The organism is Massilia sp. R2A-15, from assembly GCF_030704305.1.
Classification (GTDB): domain Bacteria; phylum Pseudomonadota; class Gammaproteobacteria; order Burkholderiales; family Burkholderiaceae_D; genus JAFCUW01.
On record NZ_CP131935.1, the window covers coordinates 1,461,170 to 1,483,695 of the forward strand.

The following is a 22,526-nucleotide window of genomic DNA, read 5'->3' on the forward strand; positions in this document are numbered from 1 at the left end:
AAAACAAGAATAAATTTCCTCATCCAGCCTATAAAATTTCCTCATTCGGACAACACGCGTTCCCACGCAGGGACGCCCATGAGGAGACACTGTGGATCAGGAAGTTCAGCAAGGCGCATTGGTCGATCCCGACTACCAGCTGCAGGATAATTTGCAGCGCAAGTCCGGCCGGATTTTCATCACCGGCACCCAGGCGCTGGTGCGCCTGCTGATCGACCAGAAGGACGCCGACGCCGCGCGCGGCCTGAACACGGCGGGCTTCATCAGCGGCTACCGCGGCTCGCCGCTGGGCGCCGTGGACCAGGAAGTCTGGCGCGCCACCAAGCTGCTCGAGGCGAACGGCATCGAGTTCCTCCCCGCGATCAACGAAGACCTGGCCGCCAGCGCGGTGCTGGGTACGCAGCAGGTCGAGAACGACGCCGCCAACCGCAAGGTCGACGGCGTGTTCGCCATGTGGTACGGGAAGGGCCCGGGCGTGGACCGCTCCGGCGACGCGCTCAAGCACGGCAACGCCTACGGTTCGTCCCCGCACGGCGGCGTGCTGGTGGTGCTGGGCGACGACCACGGCTGCGTGTCGTCGTCGATGCCGCACCAGAGCGAGCAGGCGCTGATGGCCTGGAGCATGCCGGTGGTGAATCCGTCGAACATCCAGGAGTATCTCGAATTTGGTCCTTACGGCTGGGCGCTGTCGCGCTTCTCGGGAACCTGGGTCGGCTTCAAGGCGATCTCGGAAACCGTCGAAGGCGGCGCCGTCATCGATATCCCCGCGCCGCGCACCTACGAGGCGCCGGCCGATTACGCGGCGCCGGCCGGCGGCCTGCATATCCGCTGGCCCGATCTGCCTGGCCTTGGCCTCGAAGTGCGCGTGGCCGCCAAGCTCGATGCGGTGCAGGCCTTCGCAAAACATAATTCGATCGACCGCATGGTGGTCGCCGCGCCTGGCGCGAAGCTGGGCATCATCAGTGCCGGCAAGGCCTACCTCGACCTGCTCGAAGCGCTGGGCCGCATGGGCATCGGCATCGCGCGCCTCGAAGAACTTGGCGTGCGCCTGTACAAGCCGGGCCTGACTTTCCCGCTCGAGAAAACCCGCATCGCTGAATTCGCATCCGGCTTGCAGGAAGTGCTGGTGGTCGAAGAAAAAGGCCCGGTCATCGAAGACCAGCTGAAAACGCTGCTCTACAACCAGCCGGAAGGCTCGCGTCCGCGCCTCTTGGGCAAGACCGACGCCGATGGCCGCGCCTTGCTGTCGGCGCTGGGCGAGCTGCGCCCGTCGCGCATCGCGCCGTCCGTGATCCGCTGGCTCGCGCCGCACTTTCCGGAGCTGGGGCTGGAACAGTATCGGCCCGCGTTCTGCGCCGCGGACCTGCTGTCGAACGGCGCCGACGCGGTCAAGCGCACGCCGTACTTCTGCTCCGGCTGCCCGCACAACACCTCGACCAAGGTGCCCGAGGGCAGCCGCGCGCTGGCCGGCATCGGCTGCCACTTCATGGCTACCTGGATGGACCGCAGCACGTTCAACCTGACCCAGATGGGCGGCGAAGGCGTGCCCTGGGTAGGCGCCTCGCGCTTCACCAACGAGAAGCACGTCTTCCAAAACCTGGGTGACGGCACCTACTACCACTCGGGCCTGTTGGCGATCCGCCAGGCCATCGCCGCGCGCACCAACATCACCTACAAGATCCTGTACAACGACGCGGTCGCGATGACCGGCGGCCAGCCCGTGGACGGCAAATTGAGCGTGCCGCAGATCGTGCAGCAGGTGCTGTCCGAAGGCGCCGTCAAGGTGGTCGTCGTGACCGACCAGCCGGAAAACTATGATGGCGTGAAGCTGGCCGAAGGCGTCACGGTGCACCACCGCCAGGAGCTCGATGTGATCCAGCGCGAACTGCGCGAAATCGCCGGCGTCACGGTGCTGGTGTACGACCAGACCTGCGCGGCTGAAAAGCGCCGCCGCCGCAAGAAGGGCGCGTTCCCCGATCCGCAGCGCCGCATGGTGATCAACCCGGCGGTCTGCGAAGGCTGCGGCGATTGCGGCGTCCAGTCGAACTGCCTGTCGATCCTGCCGCTCGAAACGCCATTGGGCCGCAAGCGCCAGATCGAGCAATCGTCCTGCAACAAGGACTACTCCTGCGTCGAAGGCTTCTGCCCGAGCTTCGTATCGGTGGTGGGCGGCGGCTTGAAGAAGCCCGAAGCCAAGCAGATCGAGCTGGCGCGCCTCGACGCGATGCTCGCCGCCTTCCCGAAACCGCGCCCCTACCGCTTCGACAAGCCGTTCGAGATGCTGGTGGCCGGCGTGGGCGGCACCGGCGTGGTGACGGTCGGCGCGCTGATCACGATGGCGGCGCACCTGGAAGGCAAGGGCGCATCGACGCTCGACTTCATGGGCTTCGCGCAGAAGGGCGGGGCGGTGATGTCGCACGTGCGCATCGGCGCCTCGCCGGACCAGCTGAACCAGGTGCGCATCGACCTGCAGCAGGCCGACGCCTTGCTGGCCTGCGACATGGTGGTGGCGGCGATGCCGGATGCGCTGGCGGTGATGCAGCGCGAGCACACCAAGGTCGTCGCCAACGAACAGGAGATCCAGACCGCGGAGTTCACGCGCAATCCGGATGCGTCGATCCGCAAGGACGACCTGCTGGCCAAGCTGGCCGCGTCCGCCGGCGCGGACAACGTCGCCACGCTCAACGCCCACCAAGTCGCCGCGCAGCTGCTGGGGGACCCGATCGGCGCGAACATCCTGCTGATGGGTTTTGCCTGGCAGCGCGGCCTGGTGCCGGTGGGCCTGCCGGCCCTGATGCGTGCGATCGAATTGAACAAGGTGGCCGTGGACATGAACAAGCGCGCCTTCAGCCTCGGGCGCCTCGCGGCCGCCGACAAGGGCGCCATTGCGCGCCTGGCCAATCCGCAGGCGCAGGTGATCCAGTTTGCGATGCCGGCCTCGCTGGACGAGAGCGTCGCGCTGCGCAGCGGCCTGCTGGTGAAGTACCAGGACGAGGCCTATGCGGCGCGCTACCGCGATGCGGTGGAACAGGTGCGCCAGCGCGAGGTGGCGATCGATCCGAAGACGCCGGTGACGAAGGCCGTTGCGCGCAGCCTGTACAAGCTGATGGCGTACAAAGACGAATACGAAGTGGCGCGGATGCACGCCGATCCGGAGTTCCTGAAGAAGATCGGCGAGCAGTTCGACGGCGACTTCAAGCTGGAATACCACCTTGCGCCGCCGCTGCTGGCGCGCAAGCGTCCGGGTTCCGATGTGCCGGCCAAGATGCGCTTGGGCAGCTGGATGCAGACTGCGTTCCGCGTGCTGGCGCCGCTCAAGGGCCTGCGCGGCACGCCGTTCGACATCTTCGGCTACACCGCCGAACGCCGCGTGGAGCGTAGTCTGCGCGACGAGTATTTCGCACTGGCCGCGCAGATTTCGCGCGAACTCACGGCCGAGAACAAGGGCGTGATGCTGAAACTGGCGCAAGTACCGGAGCAGATTCGCGGCTACGGCCACATCAAGCTCGCCAACGTACGCAAGGCGCAGGCAGAAGCGGAAGGGCTGCGCCGCCAGCTGGATCAGTCGTCGCAGCAGCCGGCGAGCATGCGCGCCTAATTGGCAAAAATGGGACGGGTCCTCAGGATCCGGCCCCGATGTCCTCCCCGGTGGGGTCAGGTTCCGCGAACCTGACCCCATTTTCATTCCCGCGCCATAATCTCATAAGCATCATTCACCGTCCGTATGGGTCGTCAGACAACTATCATTTTTTCGACAGATCTCACCGAAGCGATTGCATTCCCTCCCTCTGCTCTCTATACTTTAGATCATGTTGTATGACGACTGATAACTAACCAAGTGGAGAGACGAATGACCCAATCCAGCGCCCCGACCGTCACCGAGATGCGCGTCGTGCCCGTGGCCGGCCGCGACAGCATGCTGCTGAACCTGAGCGGCGCCCACGGCCCTTACTTCACCCGCAATATCGTGATCCTGACGGACAGCGCGGGCAATACCGGCGTGGGCGAGGTGCCGGGCGGGGAGCCGATCCGCAAGACGCTGGAAGACGCGCGCCAGCTGATCGTCGGGCAGTCGATCGGCAATTACCAAGGCCTGCTGAACAAGGTGCGCGAGACCTTCCGCGACCGCGACGCGGGCGGGCGCGGCCTGCAGACCTTCGACCTGCGCGTGACCATCCACGCCGTCACCGCGATCGAATCGGCGCTGCTCGACCTGCTCGGCAAATTCCTCGGCGTGCCGGTATGCGCGCTGCTCGGCGAAGGCCAGCAGCGCGACAAGGTCGAAATGCTCGGCTACCTGTTCTACGTGGGCGACCGCACGGCCACCGACCTCGAATACGTCACCGACCCGAACGAAGCCGACGACTGGCTGCGCCTGCGCCACGAAAAGGCAATGTCGCCGGAAGCGATCGTGCGGCTGGCCGAAGCGTCGTACGAGCGCTATGGTTTCAAGGACTTCAAGCTGAAGGGCGGCGTGCTGCGCGGCGACGAAGAAATCGAGGCCGTGACCGCGCTGGCCGAGCGTTTTCCGGATGCGCGCGTCACGCTTGACCCGAACGGCGCCTGGTCGCTGAAGGAAGCGATCCGCCTGTGCCGCGGCCAGGATCACGTGCTCGCCTACGCCGAAGATCCGTGCGGCGCCGAGAACGGCTACTCGGGCCGCGAGGTGATGGCGGAATTCCGCCGCGCCACCGGCCTGCCGACCGCCACCAACATGATCGCCACCGACTGGCGCGAGATGGGCCATGCGATCCAGCTGCAATCGGTCGACATTCCGCTGGCCGACCCGCATTTCTGGACCATGCAGGGTTCGGTGCGGGTGGCGCAGATGTGCCACGAGTGGGGCCTGACCTGGGGATCGCATTCGAACAACCACTTCGACATTTCGCTGGCGATGTTCACGCAGGTCGGCGCCGCCGCGCCGGGCAAGATCACCGCGCTCGACACCCACTGGATCTGGCAGGACGGCCAGCGCCTCACGAAGGAGCCGTTCAGGATCGTCGACGGCATGATCGATGTGCCGGCAAAGCCTGGCCTGGGCGTCGAGATCGACATGGAAGCAATCGAAAAGGCGCACCAGCTGTACCTGGAAAAGGGCCTGGGCGTGCGCAACGATTCGATCGCGATGCAGTACTTCTTCCCGGGCTGGAAGTACGATAACAAGCGTCCGAGCTTCGACCGCTGATGCGAAAAAATGGGGTCAGGTCCGCCGGACCTGACCCCGGTCTTGAACGATCACGATGAAGGATACGCGTCATGGATCTGCCGATTAACCGCTTCAAAGCCGCCATCAGGGACGGCCAGCTGCAACTGGGCCTGTGGTCCGGCCTGTCGAACAACATCACCGTCGAAGTGCTGGCCAACGCCGGCTTCGACTGGCTGCTGCTCGACACCGAGCATTCGCCCAACGAGCTGCCGATGGTGCACTCGCAGCTGCAGGCCATCTCGCAGGGCACCGCGCATCCGATCGTGCGCCCGCCCTGGAACGACACCGTCACCATCAAGCGCTACCTCGACGTCGGCGTGCAGACCCTCCTGATCCCGTACGTGCAGGACGAGGAGGAAGCGCGCAATGCCGTGGCGGCGACGCGCTATCCGCCGCTGGGCGTGCGCGGCTACTCCGCCGCGGCGCGGGCGTCGGACTACGGCCGCGTCAAGGATTACGCGCTGCGCTGCGAGGAGCAGTTGTGCGTGCTGCTGCAGGTCGAAACGCCGCACGCGCTGGCCAATATCGAGGCGATCGCCGCGGTCGATGGCGTGGACGGCATCTTCATCGGACCGGGCGACCTGTCGGCGTCGATGGGCTACATCGGCCAGCCGATGCATCCCGAGGTGGTGACAGCGATCGAAGACGCATTGCGCCGCATCCGCGCCTGCGGCAAGGCAGCCGGCATCCTGGTCGGCGACGAGAAGCTGGCGCGCCACTATATAGAAATCGGTTTCACGTTCGTCGCCGTGGGCAGCGACATCGGCGTGCTGGCGCGCGGCGCGGAAGCGCTGGCCGCCAAATTCAACAAACAGGGAGCAGCGACATGAGCAAAGTAGGATTTATCGGCCTCGGCATCATGGGCGTGCCGATGGCGGCAAATATTCTAAAGGGCGGCCACCAGCTGTTCGCGCACAGCCACAAGCCGGTGAGCGCGGAACTGAAGGACCTCGGCGCCATCGAGTGCGCCTCCGGCCGCGAAGTGGCGCAACAGGCCGACATCGTCATCATCATGGTGCCGGATACGCCGAACGTGGCGTCGGTACTGTTCGACGAGGGCGGCGTGGCGGAGGGCCTCTCGCCCGGCAAGATCGTGGTGGACATGAGTTCGATCTCGCCGATCGAGACCAAGCAGTTCGCGCTGCGCATCAACGCGCTCGATTGCGCCTACCTGGACGCGCCGGTGTCAGGCGGTGAAGTCGGCGCGCGCGCCGGCAGCCTGACCATCATGGTGGGCGGGCCGCAGGAAGCGTTCGACACCGTCAGGCCGCTGTTCGAGCTGATGGGCAAAAACATCACCCTCGTCGGCGGCAACGGCGACGGACAGACCACCAAGGTGGCCAACCAGATCATCGTCGCGCTCAATATCGAGGCGGTCGGCGAGGCGCTGCTGTTCGCCTCGCGCATGGGCGCCGATGCGGCCAAGGTGCGGCAGGCGCTGATGGGCGGGTTCGCCGCGTCGCGCATCCTGGAGGTGCACGGCGAGCGCATGATCAAGCGGACCTTCGACCCGGGCTTCCGCATCGAGCTGCACCAGAAGGACCTGAACCTGGCGCTGTCGAGCGCGCGCGCGCTGGGCGTGTCGCTGCCGAATACCGCGACGGCGCAGGAATTGTTCAACAGCTGCGCTGCGCACGGCGGCAAAGCGTGGGATCATTCAGCATTGGTGCGCGCGCTCGAACTGATGGCCAATTACGAGATCGGCGCGCCTGTCCCTCAATAACGCACGGGAGTTGCGCATGACCGAACCACGTAAGCTGTTGCGGCAGATGTTCGACGCCGCTGTCGAAGCGGCGCAATCGTCGCACTGCCTGCCGCCGCACCTGCCGGCGCCGCCGCGCGGACGCACCCTGGTGATCGGCGCCGGCAAGGCGTCCGCCGAGATGGCCCGCGTGGTGGAGCAGCACTGGCCCGGTGAACTGACTGGCCTGGTGGTCACGCGCTATGGCTACTCGGTGCCGTGCGAGCGCATCGAGATCGTCGAGGCCGCGCATCCGGTGCCCGACCAGGCGGGCATGGACGCGGCGCGCCGCATCCTCGGCTTAGTTCAAGGCCTGACCGCGGACGATCTGGTGATCTGCCTGATCTCGGGCGGCGGCTCGTCGCTGCTGGTGCTGCCGGGCGACGACCTTGAGCTGGCCGACAAGCAGGAGATCAACAAGGCGCTGCTCAGGAGCGGCGCCACCATCGGCGAAATGAACTGCGTGCGGCGCCACCTGTCGGCCATCAAGGGCGGACGGCTGGCGGCGGCCTGCCATCCGGCGAAAGTGGTGACGTTGCTGATTTCCGACGTGCCTGGCGACGACCCGGCCGATATCGCCAGCGGCCCGACCACGGCCGACCGCACCACCTGCGCGGACGCGCTGGCGATCCTGCGCCGCTACGGCATTTCGATGCCGGACAAGGTGAGAACGCTGCTGGAGGGCGGGGCCGGCGAATCGGTCAAGCCGGGCGATCCGCGCCTGGCCAACAGTGAAACGCGCATGATCACCACGCCGCAGATGGCGCTGGAGGCGGCCGCCGAAGTGGCGCGCTGCGCCGGCGTGCCGGTGCACATCCTGGGCGACAGCATCGAGGGGGAAGCGCGCGATGTGGGCATCGTCATGGCGGGCATTGCGCGCCAGGTGGTGACGCATGGGCAGCCGTTTGCGCGGCCGTGCATCCTTCTGTCGGGTGGCGAGACCACTGTCACGGTACGCGGCAATGGACGTGGCGGGCGCAATGTCGAGTTTTTGCTGTCGCTGGGGGTTACCCTGAATGGTCTGGCTGGCGTGCACGCGATTGCTTGCGATACCGATGGCGTGGATGGGCAAGAAGAGATTGCGGGCGCCTTGCTGGGGCCGGACACGCTGGCGCGCGCGTGGGAGCGGGGCATCAAGCCGCGCGACAGCCTGGCCAACAATGACGGGCATGGCTTCTTTCAGGCGCTGGGGGATTCGGTGATTTGCGGGCCGACGCTCACCAACGTCAACGACTTCCGGGCGATCTACATCGAGTGAAACAGAGTGTCGTACCTGCGAAGGCAGGTACCCATACACAGCATATTCAGCATGGGTACCTGCCTGCGCAGGTACGACAATCAAAATCAGAACGTGTGACGCACGCCCAGGTTGAAGGCCTTGTCGCCCGTACCGGCTTCGGTGTTGTTCGCCACCGTATAGCCCGCACCGTTCTTGTTGTGGATCCGGCCGTACGCCGTATACAGATTGGTGCGCTTCGACAGCGGATACAAATAACCCACGCCCCACGCGCGCGAGTCCTGGTTGAAGCTGGTCTTGTCGTCCTTGCGCATCACCGACGCCAGCAGGGTGCCGGTTCCGACCGGCGCGGACAATCCCAGCAGGATCTCGTTGCCGTCGGTCGACGGCGTTGGCTTGACGCCGCCGAACGGGTTGTTGGCATTGCCCAGCGGCGCGCTGTTGAAGCCCTTGTCGACGCCATACGCGATGTAGGCCTTGACCACCTTGAAGTCGTAGTTCGCCGCCAGCAGCGTGTTGGTGCCGATGTCGCGGTTGACCGCCGTGACGCCAGGCGCCGCGGCCACATCGGAATTTTTGTTGTTGTAGGCCAGCCGCACGTTCAGCGGACCATTCGAGTAGCCGATCGATCCGCCGAACTGGCGGCCGGCCGAACTGCTGCCCGCCTGCTCGCCGACGCTGTACGCCACGTCGGCGCTGACGCCCATGGTCACCGGCGCGGAATAGATGATGGTATTGCTGGTGCGGACGTTGGTGCCGGAATCGGGAAACTGGTTCTTCGACGTGCCCGCATAGCCGGTGCCGAAGGGATCTGCCACCTGCGCCAGCGCCTGGTGCCACGGCGTGTATTGGCGGCCCAGCGTAACGGTGCCGACATTGGTCTTCAGTCCGACGAAGGCCTGGCGATTGAAGATGGTGCCTGCCGTGTCCACTTCGCCGGTGTCGATCTTGACGCCGGTTTCAAGCGTGAACAGGGCCGACATGCCACCGCCCAGGTCCTCGGTGCCGCGAAAGCCGATGCGCGACGCCGATCCCACACCGCTGGTGATCTTGGTGTAGTTGGCGACGCCGCCGCTTTCGCGCACCAGGCCAGCATCGACGATGCCGTAGATGGTGACGTTGGTCTGTGCCGATGCGGCTCCCGCGCCGGCGGCGAGGAGGGCGGCGATGATGGTTTTGTTCATTGTGTCTCCAGTCGTTGTAGTAGTAAGAGTGTTCAGGCTTGCGAAAGTTCGCCGTCGCGCACCCGCCACAAGTTGAGCGGGTTGTCGTCCTGCAGCGCCTGCGGCAGAAGCCACGCGGGCATGTCCTGGTAGCTGACCGGACGCAGGAAGCGGTCGATCGCCGAGGCGCCGACGGACGTGCCGCGGCTGTCGGAGGTAGCGGGGAACGGGCCGCCGTGCACCATCGCATGCGACACTTCGACGCCGGTCGGGAAACCGTTCACCAGCACGCGGCCGGCCTTGCGCTCGAGCGCCGGCAGCAGCGAGCGCGCCAGGTCACGGTCGCCTTCGGACACGAACATCGTCGCGGTCAGCTGGCCGTCGAGGTGCTCGGCGATTTCGCGAAACTGCGCGACATCGGCGCAACGAACCACCAGCGAAGCGGCGCCGAAGATTTCGTCCTCCAGCGCAGGGTTGGCGAGGAAGGTGGCGGCGTCGGTAACGAACAGCGCCGGCTGGCCGGCGCAGACGGTGGCGCCGTACTGGCCGCGCGCGACCAGCTTCACGCCGGCTTCTTTCGACAGCTTGTCCACGCCGCCGTTGAACGCAGCATGGATGCCTGGCGTGAGCATCGTCGCGCCGGTCTTTCCCTGCAGGGCGGTAGCGGCGGCGTCGATGAAGGTTTCGAGCGCGGGGCCTTCCAATGCGATGACCAGGCCGGGATTGGTGCAGAACTGGCCCGAGCCGAGCGTCAGCGAATCGACGAAGTCGGCGCCGATCTTGGCGGCGCCTTGCGACAGCGCTTCCGGCAGCATGAACATCGGATTGATGCTGCTCATTTCCGCGTACACGGGAATCGGCTCCGGGCGCTGGGCCGCGGCGCGCACCAGCGCCATGCCGCCCGCGCGCGAGCCGGTGAAGCCGACCGCCTTGACAGCCGGATGCGCCGCCAGCGCCTGGCCGATGGTGCGGCCGTCGCCATGCAGCATCGAGAACACGCCCTCGTGCATGCCGCAACTCGCGACCGCCGCCTGCAGGGCCTTGCCGACCAGCTCCGAGGTGCCAGGATGGGCGCCGTGCGCCTTCACGATCACCGGGCAGCCGGCGGCCAGCGCCGATGCGGTGTCGCCGCCGGCGACGGAAAACGCCAGCGGAAAGTTGGATGCGCCGAAGACGACGACCGGGCCGAGGCCGATTTTGCGCAGGCGCAGGTCGGGGCGCGGCGGCGTGCGCTGGGGCAGGGCCGAATCGAGCGCTGCGCCCAGCCAGCGGCCGTCGCGCACTACCTTGGCGAACAGGCGCAGCTGGCCGACGGTGCGTCCGCGCTCGCCCTCGAGGCGCGCTTGCGGCAAGCCGGATTCCTGCATCGCGCGCTCGATCAGCGCCGGGCCCAGGTCCAGAATGTTCTGCGCGACCTGTTCCAGGAAAGCGGCGCGCTGTTCAGGCGTGGTGTCGCGATAGCTGTCGAACGCCTGTTCGGCCAATACGCACGCGCGCTCGGCGTCCGTTAGCGTGGCGGCGCCGAAGGCCGGCTCGATTTCGCGGCCGGTGGACGGATCGATGGCACGGAACAAAGCCGCGCCGCCTTTGAATGCGGAGGCGCCGACCAGCGATTCGCCGTTGAGGGTGATGGACATGAAGTTTCCTTTTATTGGGGGCCGAGCGTCGCGATCAGCGCGCCGAGCTGTTCGCATTCCTGCGGATTGAGGTCGATCAGCGGCGTGCGCACCGGGCCTGCGGTATGGCCGACCAGCGTGGCGCCGGCCTTGACGATGCTTACTGCATAGCCGGCCTTCTTGTTGCGGATCGCCAGATACGGCAGGAAGAAGTCGTCGATCAGGCGCGAGGTGGTGTCGCTGTCGCCGGTGCGCACGGCTTCGTAGAATTCGATCGCGGTCTTTGGGATGAAATTGAAGACGGCCGACGAATACACCGGCACGCCCAGCGCCTTGTAGGCTTCCGCATACACTTCGGCGGTCGGCAGGCCGCCCAGGTAGGTGAAGCGGTTGCCGAGCTTGCGGCGGATGCTGACCATGGTTTCGATTTCTCCGACGCCGTCCTTGAAGCCGATCAGGTTGGGGCAGCGGTCGGCCAGTTGCAGCAGCGAGTCGGCATTGAGCTTGCAGACGTTGCGGTTGTAGATCACCACGCCGAACTTGACCGAGGCGCAGACGGCGGCGACGTGTTCGACCAGGCCGTCCTGGCTCGCTTCGGTCAGGTAGTGCGGCATCAGCAGGATGCCGTGGGCGCCGAGGCGCTCGGCTTCCTGCGCGTAGGCGATCGCGGTGCGGGTGGGGCCGCCGGCGCCGGCCAGGATCGGCACCTTGCCGCGGCAGGTTTCGACGGCGACCTTGACCACCTGGGTGTAGTCCTCGGGCGTGAGCGAGAAGAACTCGCCGGTGCCGCCGGCGACGAAGAGGGCGGTCGCGCCGTACGGGGCCAGCCACTCGAGGCGGTCGGCATAGGTCGAAGGAACGAAGTCGCCCTGCGCGTTGAAGTCGGTGATCGGGAACGACAGCAGGCCGGAGGAGAGGATCTGTTTCAGGTCTTGTGGAGTAAACATGTCGGGTGCGCCATTGAGTGATGTGGAAGGAAGCGACTGGATGTCCATCGCTGTTATCAGTCATCGTACAACATAAAAAATCGGATCGCAAGCCGGGATGTCGATTATTTGTTGGAGTTTGAGGAGGGAGGGGTCTGGTCCTGCGGACCTGACCCCATTTGTTGGTCCGCGGTGAAAACGCAGCGCGGTTACTCTGATCGCTGCGAATAAAAATGGGGTCAGGTCGCGCAGGACCTGACCCCTCCCTTCGATTGGCGCGGACTCGATATTACTGGCTGGCGCCTTCGATCATTTCCTGCGCGCGGCGCAGCCGTTCGCGGCTGTTCGACAGGTGGATGCGCATCGCGGCGCGCGCGGACTCGGGGTCCTGGCGCTTGATCGCATTGAAGATGTCTTCGTGCTCGTGGATCACGCGCTCCATATAGACAGCCGGATCGTCCTGCGCCAGCTTGGCCGAATTCAGGCGCGAGCGCGGAATGATATTGGTGCCAAGGTGGCTGAGGATATCGTGGAAGTAGCGGTTGCCCGACGACTGCGCGATCAGCAGGTGGAACTGCACATCGGACGGCACGGTGTCCGCGCCGGCGCGCACGCTTTCATGGAAGGTGTCGAGGGCAGTGCGCAGCTGCTGCAGCTGGGCGTCGCTGCGCCGGCTGGCGGCCAGGCCCGCCGCTTCCACTTCGAGACTGATGCGCAGCTCGAGGATCGCCAGCACGTCGCGCATGGTGATGACGGTGTTCGGGTCGATGCCCAGCGTGTGGGCGGGCGGTGGCTCCAGCACGAAGGTGCCGATGCCGTGGCGCGTCTCGACCAGGCCGGCCGCCTGCATGTGCGAGATCGCCTCGCGCACGACGGTGCGGCTCACGCCCAGCAGGCGCATGATTTCCGATTCGGTGGGCAGCTTGTCGCCCGGATCGAGCGAGCCGTCGCGGATGCTCTCGGTGATGTGCGCGACGACGCCCTGGGCCAGGTTGCGGTGCTTCTTGGGTGGCGCCGAAGGCAGCGAGGATGTATTCATTGACGGTGGCCAGGACAAAAAAATAGTGGAAAAAAGCTGATTGCGTTTTCGATTTTTGCTGATTATACTACGACATCGGTTGTCAGACGACTGATGACACCCACCTCAAGCCGCTGCAACAAAAGCAACGACGCCGACAAGGCGCCCAAGTGCACGCAGAGCCGAAAGCAGTATATTAGGAGACACAATGAAGACCCTGCATACCAACACGGCCGGACCGAACTCCGCCAAGGCATCCCGCGTTCGCTGGGGCATCCTGGCGATGCTGTTCCTCATCACCACGATCAACTACGCCGACCGCGCGACCATTTCCATCGCCGGCCCGGAAATCAAGAAGCTGCTTGGCCTCTCGCCGGTGCAGATGGGCTTTGTCTTTTCCGCCTTCGCCTGGTCGTACGTGCTGGCCCAGCTGCCAGGCGGCTGGCTGCTCGACAAGTTCGGCTCGAAAATCACCTACTTCTTCAGCATCTTCCTGTGGTCGGTGTTCACCATGTTGATGGGCACCGTGGGCTTCTTCACCGGAGCCGCCGCCGTCGCGCTGCTGTTCACGCTGCGATTGCTGGTGGGCGCGGCCGAGGCGCCTTCGTTCCCCGGCAACAGCCGCATCACGTCGGCCTGGTTCCCCACGCAGGAGCGGGGCACCGCCGCGGCGATCTTCAACTCGGCGCAGTACTTCGCCACCGTGCTGTTTGCGCCGCTGATGGGATGGCTGGTGCACACCTACGGCTGGCAGAGCGTTTTCTACGTGATGGGCGGCCTGGGCATCGTCATGGCGTTCGTGTGGCAGAAGACCATCTACGGCCCGAAAGACCACCCGCGCATCAACGCCGCCGAGATGGACTACATCGAAAAGGGCGGCGCGCTGGTCGACCTCGAAAGCCGCCAGCCGGTCGCCGCGGCGCCGAAGCTGGACACCTGGCCGATCATCAAGCAGTTGCTGGGCAACCGCATGCTGCTGGGCGTGTACATCGGCCAGTACTGCATCACCACGCTGACCTACTTCTTCCTGACCTGGTTCCCGGTGTACCTGGTCACCGAGCGTCACATGACGATTCTGAAGGCCGGCTTCATCGCCGCGCTGCCGGCGGTGGCCGGCTTCCTGGGCGGGATCCTGGGCGGGTTCGTCTCCGACCGCATGCTCAAGGCCGGCTACTCGCTGTCGGCGGCGCGCAAGACCCCGATCGTCTGCGGCATGCTGCTGGCGATGACCATGATCGTCTGTAACTACGTGACCGCCGACTGGCTGGTCGTGGCGATGATGTCGCTGGCGTTCTTCGGCAAGGGCATTGGCGCTTTGGGCTGGGCGGTGGTGTCGGACACCTCGCCGAAAGAGGCGGGCGGCTTGAGCGGCGGCTTGTTCAACACCTTCGGCAACACCGCCGGCATCACGACCCCGATCGCCATCGGCTACATCCTGCAGGCCACTGGTTCGTTTGCCGGCGCCCTGGTATTCGTCGGCGCCAACGCCGCGGTGGCGATCTTCTGCTACCTGGTTATCGTCGGCGAGATCAAGCGCGTCGAATTCAAACATGGCCCCGCAGCGCGCAAGGCCGATGCGCCGGTTGCGTTCAACACCGCAGCCAGCAAGTAAGGAAATCACATCATGGGTAACGCACCTGTCTTCATGCCGGCGGCCAGCAAGCCGCTCTACATCCGCATGCACGCCAACGACAATGTGGCGATCGTGGTCAACGACGGTGGCCTGCCCGCCGGAGCCGAGTTCCCTGGCGAATTCGTGTTGAAGACGCGGGTGCCGCAGGGGCACAAGGTGGCGCTGGTGGACATCGCCGAAGGCGCCGCCATCCTGCGCTACAACGTCGTCATCGGCTACGCGGTGCGTGACATCGAACAGGGCAGCTGGATCGAAGAGTCCGTGGTGCGCATGGCGCCGCCGCGCGAGCTGCACGGCCTGCCGGTATCGACCCGCCTGCCGGCGCCGGCCGAGCCGCTCGAAGGCTTCACGTTCGAGGGCTACCGCAATGCCGACGGCAGCGTCGCCACCCGCAATATCCTGGCGATCACCACCACCGTGCAGTGCGTGGCCGGCGTGGTCGAACATGCGGTCAAACGCATCAAGGACGCACTGCTGCCGGATTATCCGAACGTGGACGACGTGGTGGGGCTCGAGCATACCTACGGCTGCGGCGTCGCCATCGATGCGCCCGACGCGATCATCCCGATCCGCACGCTGCGCAACATCAGCCTGAACCCGAACTTCGGCGGGCAGGCGATGGTGGTCAGCCTCGGTTGCGAGAAGCTGCAGCCTTCGCGGCTGCTGCCGGAGGGAGCGATCCCCATCCAGAACGGGCCGTACATCGTCACGCTGCAGGACGAGGCGCACGTGGGATTCGAGTCGATGATCCAGTCGATCATGGCGATGGCGCGGCTGCGGCTTGCGGCGCTGAACCAGCGCAGGCGCGAGACCTGCAGCGCGGCCGACCTGGTGGTGGGCGTTCAGTGCGGCGGCAGCGATGCGTTTTCGGGCGTGACGGCCAATCCGGCGGTGGGTTTCGCGACCGACCTGCTGGTGCGCGCCGGCGCCACCGTGATGTTCTCCGAGACGACCGAAGTCCGCGACGGCATCGACCAGCTGACGTCGCGCGCGGTCAGCCAGGAAGTGGCCGATGCGATGATCCGCGAAATGGCCTGGTACGACGAGTATCTGCAAAAGGGCGGCGTCGACCGCAGCGCCAATACCACGCCCGGCAACAAGAAGGGCGGGCTGGCGAACATCACCGAAAAGGCCATGGGCTCGATCGTCAAGTCGGGCAGCAGCCCGATCTCCGGCGTGCTGTCGCCGGGCGAAAAGGTGAAGCAGAAGGGGCTGATCTACGCGGCCACGCCGGCCAGCGACTTCGTCTGCGGCACCTTGCAGCTGGCCGCGGGCATGAACCTGCACATCTTCACCACCGGGCGCGGCACGCCGTACGGCCTGGCGGCGGTCCCCGTGATCAAGGTGGCCACGCGCGACGACCTGGCGCGGCGCTGGCACGACTTGATGGATGTGAATGCCGGCCGCATCGCCACCGGCGAGGCGACCATCGAGCAGGTGGGATGGGAGCTGTTCCGGCTGATGCTCGATGTCGCCAGCGGCAAGAAGACCTGGGCCGAGCACTGGAAGCTGCACAATGCGCTCACGCTGTTCAACCCGGCGCCGATCACCTGACGCACACTATTTCTCCCTGCTATTTTTGCTCGTAAAATAGTTCAACCCGCTTGGTTCAAGCGGGTTTTTTTATGCTCACACCGCGAGAAACCGGCCCATCGCTCCATTGTATATTTCCATTTGGTACGCAAAGTTGAGTAGTATTCGAATGCGGGACGAAAATCGTGGTGCATGCCGGAGTGGGAGATGGCCCAATCCAAATTGGGCAGTTCGCTTGGCACACGGCTCGTTTATGGGATTACGGTAGCGGCTTTGTCGTCCGGTTAACACGATTTGGACCACCTGGTCGACTGGACAAAGGCAAAATTTAAACAAGATGCACGAAGCTGCGGGAGAGGAAGTGTCCACATGGTTGAAGTAAACGCCGGCGATTTTGTGGAATTCATCAAACCCATAATTGAACGTCTTAGTAGAGAGCCCTGTCGCCGCAAGGCGGTCGGTCGGATGCGGAGTTTAGCACTCGAATTTGGAAATAATGCTTTGCAGATAGGTTCTGACCTGTCAATTCCTATTCCGGGAGAATGGAGACTCGGTTCATACCGGGGCGCCTGGCGAATTGTTCAAAAGGGCAGGGTCGTCTGTGGAAGTCATGACTTAGTGGACAATCTGCAGGAGCTTAACGACAAAGTGGCGGCTCTGCAAATTGGTAGCGTGTCGGGTATTGAACTAAACTCCCCGCACGACGTTTGCGTGAGACTATCCGACGACACACATATAGATTTTCTTGGAATCTTTTCAGATGATGACGAGTTGTTCCATCTGTTCGGACCGGAGAATCTGTTCGTAAGTTACTCTTTGGAGCGTGGGTGGGAAGTCGGGAGGGCCGACGCGCCCACTTAAGGGCCTGAGCAGCTAGGGAAGCGGCTGACAAAATGATCGTAGGCATAACTCCGGCGCCGTGGCCAGCGGAGGCGCATCGGATTCTTCGTGCGGCGCGACGTGCACTCATTGTTCATGTAACGCTCAAATCGAAAAACGCAACCGATACGTTCGACATTGGCGGACCCACCAAGTGGGCTACCTGTTCCTTCTAATAGGGACTATTTACAGCGGCGATATCGTGAGTTTATGTTAACGTTGACGTATTCCCACGGCGACGGGGGAGGTGTGCTGGCACATGGAATCGCCCGAGAATCAGCCCGGGTTCGCGCGACGGAAGGATGGGGCTGACCCGTTCTCCGGCGCTCTCGTTGGTTCGCCAGACCGGCATAAAGTGTTTGGTCGAAAGACGTTGCGCTTGCCCCAGGGCGAAGAACATGTTGTTCGCTGGAATTGGTGAAGGTGATCGCTCTCCTGTTGCGATTGCACGAATCCGCTCTCAGTTTGACCTACCTCTGCACGCACTGATTTTGCAGGGGATTACGACGTGGACTTCATAGGCGCGACCTTCATGATTCCAGCTGCGAAGATTTCCTCAGGCTTTGACATTTTACTCATGAGCTTGTGCCAATATGTTCGTTTGAAACCGGCGGTGTTCTCCGTACAGTTGAGGCATTATCGCGCCAACTTTGGGCGCGTCCTGTCTGCAACCTTGTACCGGAAGGGAACCGCCATGCCGTTCGAATTACCGGAAATTAATTTGCCTGCAGCGTTGGCCGACGCCCGCGTCGATGCCATCAGCCACGGCTTGCCCTATGCGGGCCGCATCAGCCCTCCGGCGGCCTGGGAGCTCGCGTCCCGCGGCCAGGCCTTGCTGGTCGATGTCCGCAGCAACGAGGAGCGCGTCTTCGTCGGGTATGTCCCCGGCAGCGTGCATGTGCCCTGGGCCACCGGCACGGCCTTGATTCGGAACCCGCGGTTTGTCCGCGAGCTGCTGGCCAGGCTCGGCAGCAAGGACAAGATCGCGCTGCTGTTGTGCCGCAGCGGCAAACGCTCGGCGCTCGCGGCGGAGGCGGCGGCCAAGGCCGGCGCGGCGCTGGTGTACAGCGTGCTGGAAGGCTTCGAGGGCGACCTCGACGCCAGTGAGCAGCGCGGACACCGCAACGGCTGGCGCGCGCATGGCCTTCCCTGGGTGCAAAGCTGATGGCGCTCTTCGACATCGACTCCATCGTGCACGAGCTGCACGACGCGCGCCGTCACTGGCGCCAGGCCCACCGTCGCGAAGGCGAAATGCGTGGCATCGAGTTTCCCTCGCGCGACGCGATGGCGGCGCTCATCGGCCAGCTCAAGGGCGTGCTGTTTCCGATGCGGCTGGGGCCGCCCGACCTGCGCCAGGAAAGCGAGGACTATCACGTTGCCCATGCGCTCGACTCGGCCCTGCACTCGCTGCTGCGCCAGGCTTGCCTTGAGCTGACCTACAACGCGGCGCTGCACCGGCTGACCGGCGTGGACGCCGCCGCCGAAGCGCTGGAGGCCACGCGCACTTTCGGCGCCGCCCTGCCAGGCATTCGCTCCTTGCTCGACAGCGACGTGCTCGCCTCCTACCAGGGCGACCCGGCCGCGCGCAGCGTGGACGAAGTGCTGCTGTGCTACCCGGGCGTGCTGGCGATGATCCACTACCGCCTGGCGCACTGTCTGTACCAGCTCAAGCTGCCCATGCTGGCGCGCATCGTCGGCGAACTGGCGCATGCGGCCACCGGCATCGACATCCATCCGGGCGCGCAGATCGGCGCCGGCTTCTTCATCGACCACGGCACCGGGGTCGTGATCGGCGAAACGGCTGTCATCGGCCAGCGCGTGCGCCTGTACCAGGCCGTCACGCTGGGCGCCAAGCGCTTTCCCACCGACGCCGACGGCAACCCGCAAAAAGGCTTGCCGCGCCACCCGGTGCTGGAAGACGAGGTGGTCATCTACGCCGGCGCCACGCTGCTGGGACGTATCACGGTGGGCAAGGGTGCGGTCATCGGCGGCAACGTCTGGCTGACCCACGACGTGGCGCCGGGCGCGCGGATTTCCCAGGCCGCCTCGCGCGAGGAAGTGGTCAGCGCCCAGGGCCGCGCGGCATGAGCGCGTCCGCCGCGACGCTGGGCCGCAGCTTCGGCATCGGGGTGCGCCGCCTGCGCGAGGAGCGCTGCTGGTCGCAGGAGCAACTGGCCGAGCAGGCCGGCCTGAACCGCTCCTATGTCGGCGAAATCGAACGCGGCGACGTCTCCGTGTCGCTATGCACCGTGGCCAAGCTGGCCGACGCCTTCGGACTGGCGCCGTCGGCGCTGGTGGGCCGCGGTGAAAGCATCGCTGTCGCTTAATTTACACACACACTGCTTGGTGGCGATAGACGGTTGAAGAGGAAAGTGCATTCCGAGAAACTAAGTCTGAGTTTCCTGATCAGAATTCTTTCTCGCGCTTCTTTTCTTTCCTTTTTTACCGGGGGTATCACATGGCAGAGGGTGAAGTTACAGGCACAATCGACGGCACGGCCGTTCTTGGCGATTTCGCGGCGCGGCAACTTGCCAACGCCACCAAAAGCGTTCCCCAGCTCGAGACCATCAGCCCGCGCTGGCTGACCCACCTGCTGCAGTGGGCGCCGGTGGAGGCGGGCGTGTATCGCCTCAACAAGGTGCGCAACCCGGAGGCGATCAAGGTCCGCTGCACCGCGCGCGAGCACGAAAATCAGTTGCCGCGCACCTATGTGGACTACGAGGAGCGGCCGCGCGAGTATGTGCTCAACGCGGTGTCGACGATCCTCGACGTGCATACCCGCGTGTCCGACCTGTACAGCAGCCCGCACGACCAGATCAAGGAACAGCTGCGCCTGACGATCGAGACGATCAAGGAGAACCAGGAAAGCGAGCTGATCAATAATCCGGACTACGGCCTGCTGGCCCAGGTGACCGATTCGCAGCGCATCTTTCCGCTGACCGCGGGCGGCGCGCCGACACCGGACGACATGGATGAGCTGCTCACCAAGGTGTGGAAGGAGCCGGCATTTTTCCTGACCCATCCGCTGGCCATTGCCGCGTTTGGCCGCGAGGCCACCCGGCGCGGCACGCCTCCGCCCACCGTCAGCCTGTTCGGTTCGCAATTCGTCACCTGGCGCGGGATTCCCCTGATTCCATCGAACAAGGTGCCTGTGGCCGATGGCAAGAGCAAGATCCTGCTGCTGCGCGTCGGTGAAAAGCGCCAGGGGGTGTTGGGCCTGTTCCAGCCGGGCTTGGCGGGCGAGCAGGGGCCGGGGCTGTCGGTGCGCTTCATGGGCATCAACCATCACGCGATCTCGTCCTATCTGATCTCGCTGTACTGCTCGCTTGCCGTGCTCGCCAGCGACGCCCTGGCGGTGCTTGACGATGTGGAGATCGGCAAGTATCACGACTATCCCGATACTTACAAGTAAGGCGCGCCATGAGCCTTCCTAGTCCCTCGCGCGCGTCGGCGCCGGATCTGGTGGCGCCCGTGGCGCCGTTCGACCCGGCATTGCTGGCGCAGATGGCCAGCGCCCTGTACGGCGCCTTGCCCTCGGGTCCGCCCGGGGTGCAGGCGCCGGCCAATATTGCCCCGCCGGGCTCGCCCCTCGCCAGTCCGGCAGGCTTCGGCCCCGGCGTGCCGGGAACGCCGATGCCGCAGGGTCAGGTGCCGGGCGCCAATTTGCTGCCGGCTTCGCCGACACCGGTTCTGTCCATGGGCAACCGGGCGCCGTCGCTGTTGCCGGATGCGGTCGCCGGCAATGGCGTGCCCGACAAGGTGCACAGCGCCGTGCCGGGCTACGAGCCGCGCCTCGGCGGGGCATTGCTCGGTGTGGCGCCGCCGTCGTCACCGGCGCTGTCGGCGGACCCGATTGCGAGCTACTACTTCCTCGAGCACGGCAATGGCCATCCCGCTTCGGCGACGCCAGACCCGCTCGACGCGCTGGTCGCGCCGGCCGTGCCGCAGGCGCCGGTTATGTCGCCCGCGCCGGCCCCGGCACTGCCGGCGACTGGCGCGCCCGAGTACTACTTCGTCGATGCGGTGGTGCTGCCCAACGATTACGTCACCCCGGCCCCGCACGCCGGCGCGCCGCTGGCAGGCGGCGGGCGTCATGCGGGCTTCGATGTCCACGCCGTGCGGCGCGATTTCCCGACCCTGCAGGAGCGCATCAACGGCCACCAGCTGGTATGGTTCGACAACGCCGCCACTACCCACAAGCCGCAAGCGGTGATCGACCGGCTCGCGCAGTATTACGCGCATGAGAACTCGAACATCCACCGCGCCGCCCATACGATGGCCGCGCGCGCCACCGACGCCTACGAGAACGCGCGCGAAACTGTGCGCCGCTTCATCAATGCGCCCGAGGTCAGCGAAGTCATCTTCGTGCGCGGCGCCACCGAGGCGATCAACCTGGTCGCCAAGACCTGGGGGGCGCAGCACATCGGGGAGGGCGACGAGATTATCGTTTCGCACCTGGAGCACCACGCGAACATCGTGCCGTGGCAGCAACTGGCCAGGTCCAAGGGGGCGCGCCTGCGCGTGATTCCGGTGGACGACAGCGGCCAGGTGCTGCTCGACGAATACCAGAAGCTGCTGAACGATCGCACCAAACTGGTCGCCATCACGCAGGTGTCGAACGCGCTGGGAACGGTCACGCCGGTGAAGGAAATCGCCGCGATGGCGCGGCGCGCCGGCGCCCGCGTGCTGGTCGATGGCGCCCAGTCGGTCTCGCACATGCGCACCGACGTGCAGGACCTCGGCGCCGACTTCTTCGTCTTCTCTGGCCACAAGGTGTTCGGCCCGACCGGGATCGGCGCGTTGTGGGGCAAGCGCGAAGTGCTCGAGGACATGCCGCCGTGGCAGGGCGGCGGCAACATGATCGCCGACGTCACCTTCGAGAAGACCGTGTTCCAGCCGATTCCCAACAAGTTCGAAGCGGGCACCGGCAACATCGCCGATGCGGCCGGTCTGGCCGCGGCGCTCGATTACGTGAGCCGGGTGGGCATCGAAAACATCGCCCGCCACGAGCACGAGCTGCTGGAGTACGGCATGCGCGAGCTGGGCGCGATCAGGGGCGTGCGCCTGATCGGCACTGCCGCCGGCAAGGCCAGCGTGATGTCGTTCCTGCTGGCCGGGTACAGCACCGCCGAGGTCGGGGACGCGCTCAACGAGCAGGGCATCGCGGTGCGCACCGGGCACCATTGCGCCCAGCCTATCCTGCGCCGTTTCGGGACGGAGACCACGGTGCGGCCATCGCTGGCGTTCTACAACACCTTCGATGAGATCGACCTGCTGGTGAAGGTGGTGCGCGGCTTGGCCGGACGCGGGCGATCGCTGTAGACAAAGGGGATGTTCGCAGCATCGGGGTCAGGTCCGGCGGACCTGGCCCCATTTTCATTTTTACGGGCACGGCCACCAATGGCGCCAACCCTGATAAGCTAGCTCCCGGACGGTAGCCGAGGCTTGCGTTGTCCCCATCCCACGCACCCGAAAAGCGTGGAAATTACGCCTCACCGCGATGTTTTCCTAAATGCAATTTCGACCCGCATCGTTTATTATCTGGCGGGCGCGCTTGCATGAATCCTCCCCAAT

Annotated in this window: 17 protein-coding genes; 13 read left to right on the forward strand and 4 right to left on the reverse strand. The window is 65.1% G+C overall.

Annotation, left to right across the window (positions count from 1 at the left end; all coding sequences use genetic code 11):
• Positions 1 to 91 precede the first annotated feature (91 nt).
• From Q4S45_RS06670 to Q4S45_RS06690, 5 genes are all read left to right on the forward strand, one after another.
• On the forward strand, positions 92 to 3,598 hold the full coding sequence (locus tag Q4S45_RS06670) for an indolepyruvate ferredoxin oxidoreductase family protein (protein ID WP_305510302.1): 3,507 nt from the start codon (positions 92 to 94) through the stop codon (positions 3,596 to 3,598).
• A 252-nt stretch (positions 3,599 to 3,850) separates the two neighbouring features.
• Entirely contained in the window at positions 3,851 to 5,185 is a 1,335-nt protein-coding gene (gene gudD, locus Q4S45_RS06675; RefSeq protein WP_305510304.1) for a glucarate dehydratase, read from the forward strand.
• A 71-nt stretch (positions 5,186 to 5,256) separates the two neighbouring features.
• Positions 5,257 to 6,036: an aldolase/citrate lyase family protein gene (locus tag Q4S45_RS06680; protein WP_305510306.1), complete on the forward strand. Its 780-nt coding sequence runs from the start codon at positions 5,257 to 5,259 to the stop codon at positions 6,034 to 6,036.
• Positions 6,033 to 6,929 (forward strand): 2-hydroxy-3-oxopropionate reductase, encoded by an 897-nt coding sequence (gene glxR / locus Q4S45_RS06685; protein WP_305510308.1) that lies wholly within the window; start codon positions 6,033 to 6,035, stop codon positions 6,927 to 6,929. The genes Q4S45_RS06680 and glxR overlap by 4 nt, the downstream gene beginning before the upstream one ends.
• Before the next feature lie 16 nt (positions 6,930 to 6,945).
• Complete coding sequence (locus tag Q4S45_RS06690; protein WP_305510310.1) at positions 6,946 to 8,205, forward strand: glycerate kinase; 1,260 nt, start codon at positions 6,946 to 6,948, stop codon at positions 8,203 to 8,205.
• An 86-nt stretch (positions 8,206 to 8,291) separates the two neighbouring features.
• Here the strand turns inward: Q4S45_RS06690 and Q4S45_RS06695 are convergent, their stop codons facing one another.
• From Q4S45_RS06695 to Q4S45_RS06710, 4 genes are all read right to left on the reverse strand, one after another.
• Positions 8,292 to 9,368, reverse strand: coding sequence for a porin (locus Q4S45_RS06695; protein WP_305510311.1), 1,077 nt, complete (start codon positions 9,366 to 9,368; stop codon positions 8,292 to 8,294).
• Positions 9,369 to 9,400: 32 nt separating this feature from the next.
• The gene (locus Q4S45_RS06700) at positions 9,401 to 10,978 is read right to left on the reverse strand and encodes an aldehyde dehydrogenase (NADP(+)) (RefSeq protein ID WP_305512064.1); all 1,578 of its coding nucleotides are present in this window, start codon (positions 10,976 to 10,978) and stop codon (positions 9,401 to 9,403) included.
• A gap of 17 nt (positions 10,979 to 10,995) precedes the next feature.
• Entirely contained in the window at positions 10,996 to 11,910 is a 915-nt protein-coding gene (gene kdgD, locus Q4S45_RS06705) for a 5-dehydro-4-deoxyglucarate dehydratase (protein WP_305510313.1), read from the reverse strand.
• A 268-nt stretch (positions 11,911 to 12,178) separates the two neighbouring features.
• A complete protein-coding gene (locus Q4S45_RS06710; protein WP_305510315.1) occupies positions 12,179 to 12,928 on the reverse strand; it encodes a FadR/GntR family transcriptional regulator in 750 nt (249 codons plus the stop codon).
• A 187-nt stretch (positions 12,929 to 13,115) separates the two neighbouring features.
• On the opposite strand from Q4S45_RS06710, the gene Q4S45_RS06715 reads away from it, so the two are divergent.
• The 8 genes from Q4S45_RS06715 (at position 13,116) to Q4S45_RS06750 (ending at position 22,274) form a co-directional block, all read left to right on the forward strand.
• Positions 13,116 to 14,519, forward strand: coding sequence for an MFS transporter (locus tag Q4S45_RS06715; protein WP_305510316.1), 1,404 nt, complete (start codon positions 13,116 to 13,118; stop codon positions 14,517 to 14,519).
• Positions 14,520 to 14,531: 12 nt separating this feature from the next.
• The gene (garD, locus tag Q4S45_RS06720; protein WP_305510317.1) at positions 14,532 to 16,094 is read left to right on the forward strand and encodes a galactarate dehydratase; all 1,563 of its coding nucleotides are present in this window, start codon (positions 14,532 to 14,534) and stop codon (positions 16,092 to 16,094) included.
• Between the two features lie 348 nt (positions 16,095 to 16,442).
• Positions 16,443 to 16,934 (forward strand): hypothetical protein, encoded by a 492-nt coding sequence (locus Q4S45_RS06725; RefSeq protein ID WP_305510319.1) that lies wholly within the window; start codon positions 16,443 to 16,445, stop codon positions 16,932 to 16,934.
• A 712-nt stretch (positions 16,935 to 17,646) separates the two neighbouring features.
• Positions 17,647 to 18,117, forward strand: coding sequence for a rhodanese-like domain-containing protein (locus tag Q4S45_RS06730; protein WP_305512065.1), 471 nt, complete (start codon positions 17,647 to 17,649; stop codon positions 18,115 to 18,117).
• A complete protein-coding gene (epsC, locus tag Q4S45_RS06735) occupies positions 18,117 to 19,040 on the forward strand; it encodes a serine O-acetyltransferase EpsC (protein ID WP_305510320.1) in 924 nt (307 codons plus the stop codon). The genes Q4S45_RS06730 and epsC overlap by 1 nt, the downstream gene beginning before the upstream one ends.
• Positions 19,037 to 19,279, forward strand: a complete 243-nt coding sequence (locus Q4S45_RS06740; protein ID WP_305510321.1) for a helix-turn-helix domain-containing protein — start codon at positions 19,037 to 19,039, stop codon at positions 19,277 to 19,279. Before epsC ends, Q4S45_RS06740 begins: the two co-directional genes overlap by 4 nt.
• A 131-nt stretch (positions 19,280 to 19,410) precedes the next feature.
• Positions 19,411 to 20,364 carry a family 2A encapsulin nanocompartment shell protein gene (locus tag Q4S45_RS06745; protein ID WP_305510323.1) on the forward strand — a complete coding sequence of 318 codons (954 nt, stop codon included), beginning with the start codon at positions 19,411 to 19,413 and terminating at the stop codon, positions 20,362 to 20,364.
• A gap of 8 nt (positions 20,365 to 20,372) precedes the next feature.
• Positions 20,373 to 22,274: a family 2A encapsulin nanocompartment cargo protein cysteine desulfurase gene (locus Q4S45_RS06750; protein ID WP_305510325.1), complete on the forward strand. Its 1,902-nt coding sequence runs from the start codon at positions 20,373 to 20,375 to the stop codon at positions 22,272 to 22,274.
• The last annotated feature ends 252 nt before the right edge of the window (positions 22,275 to 22,526 follow it).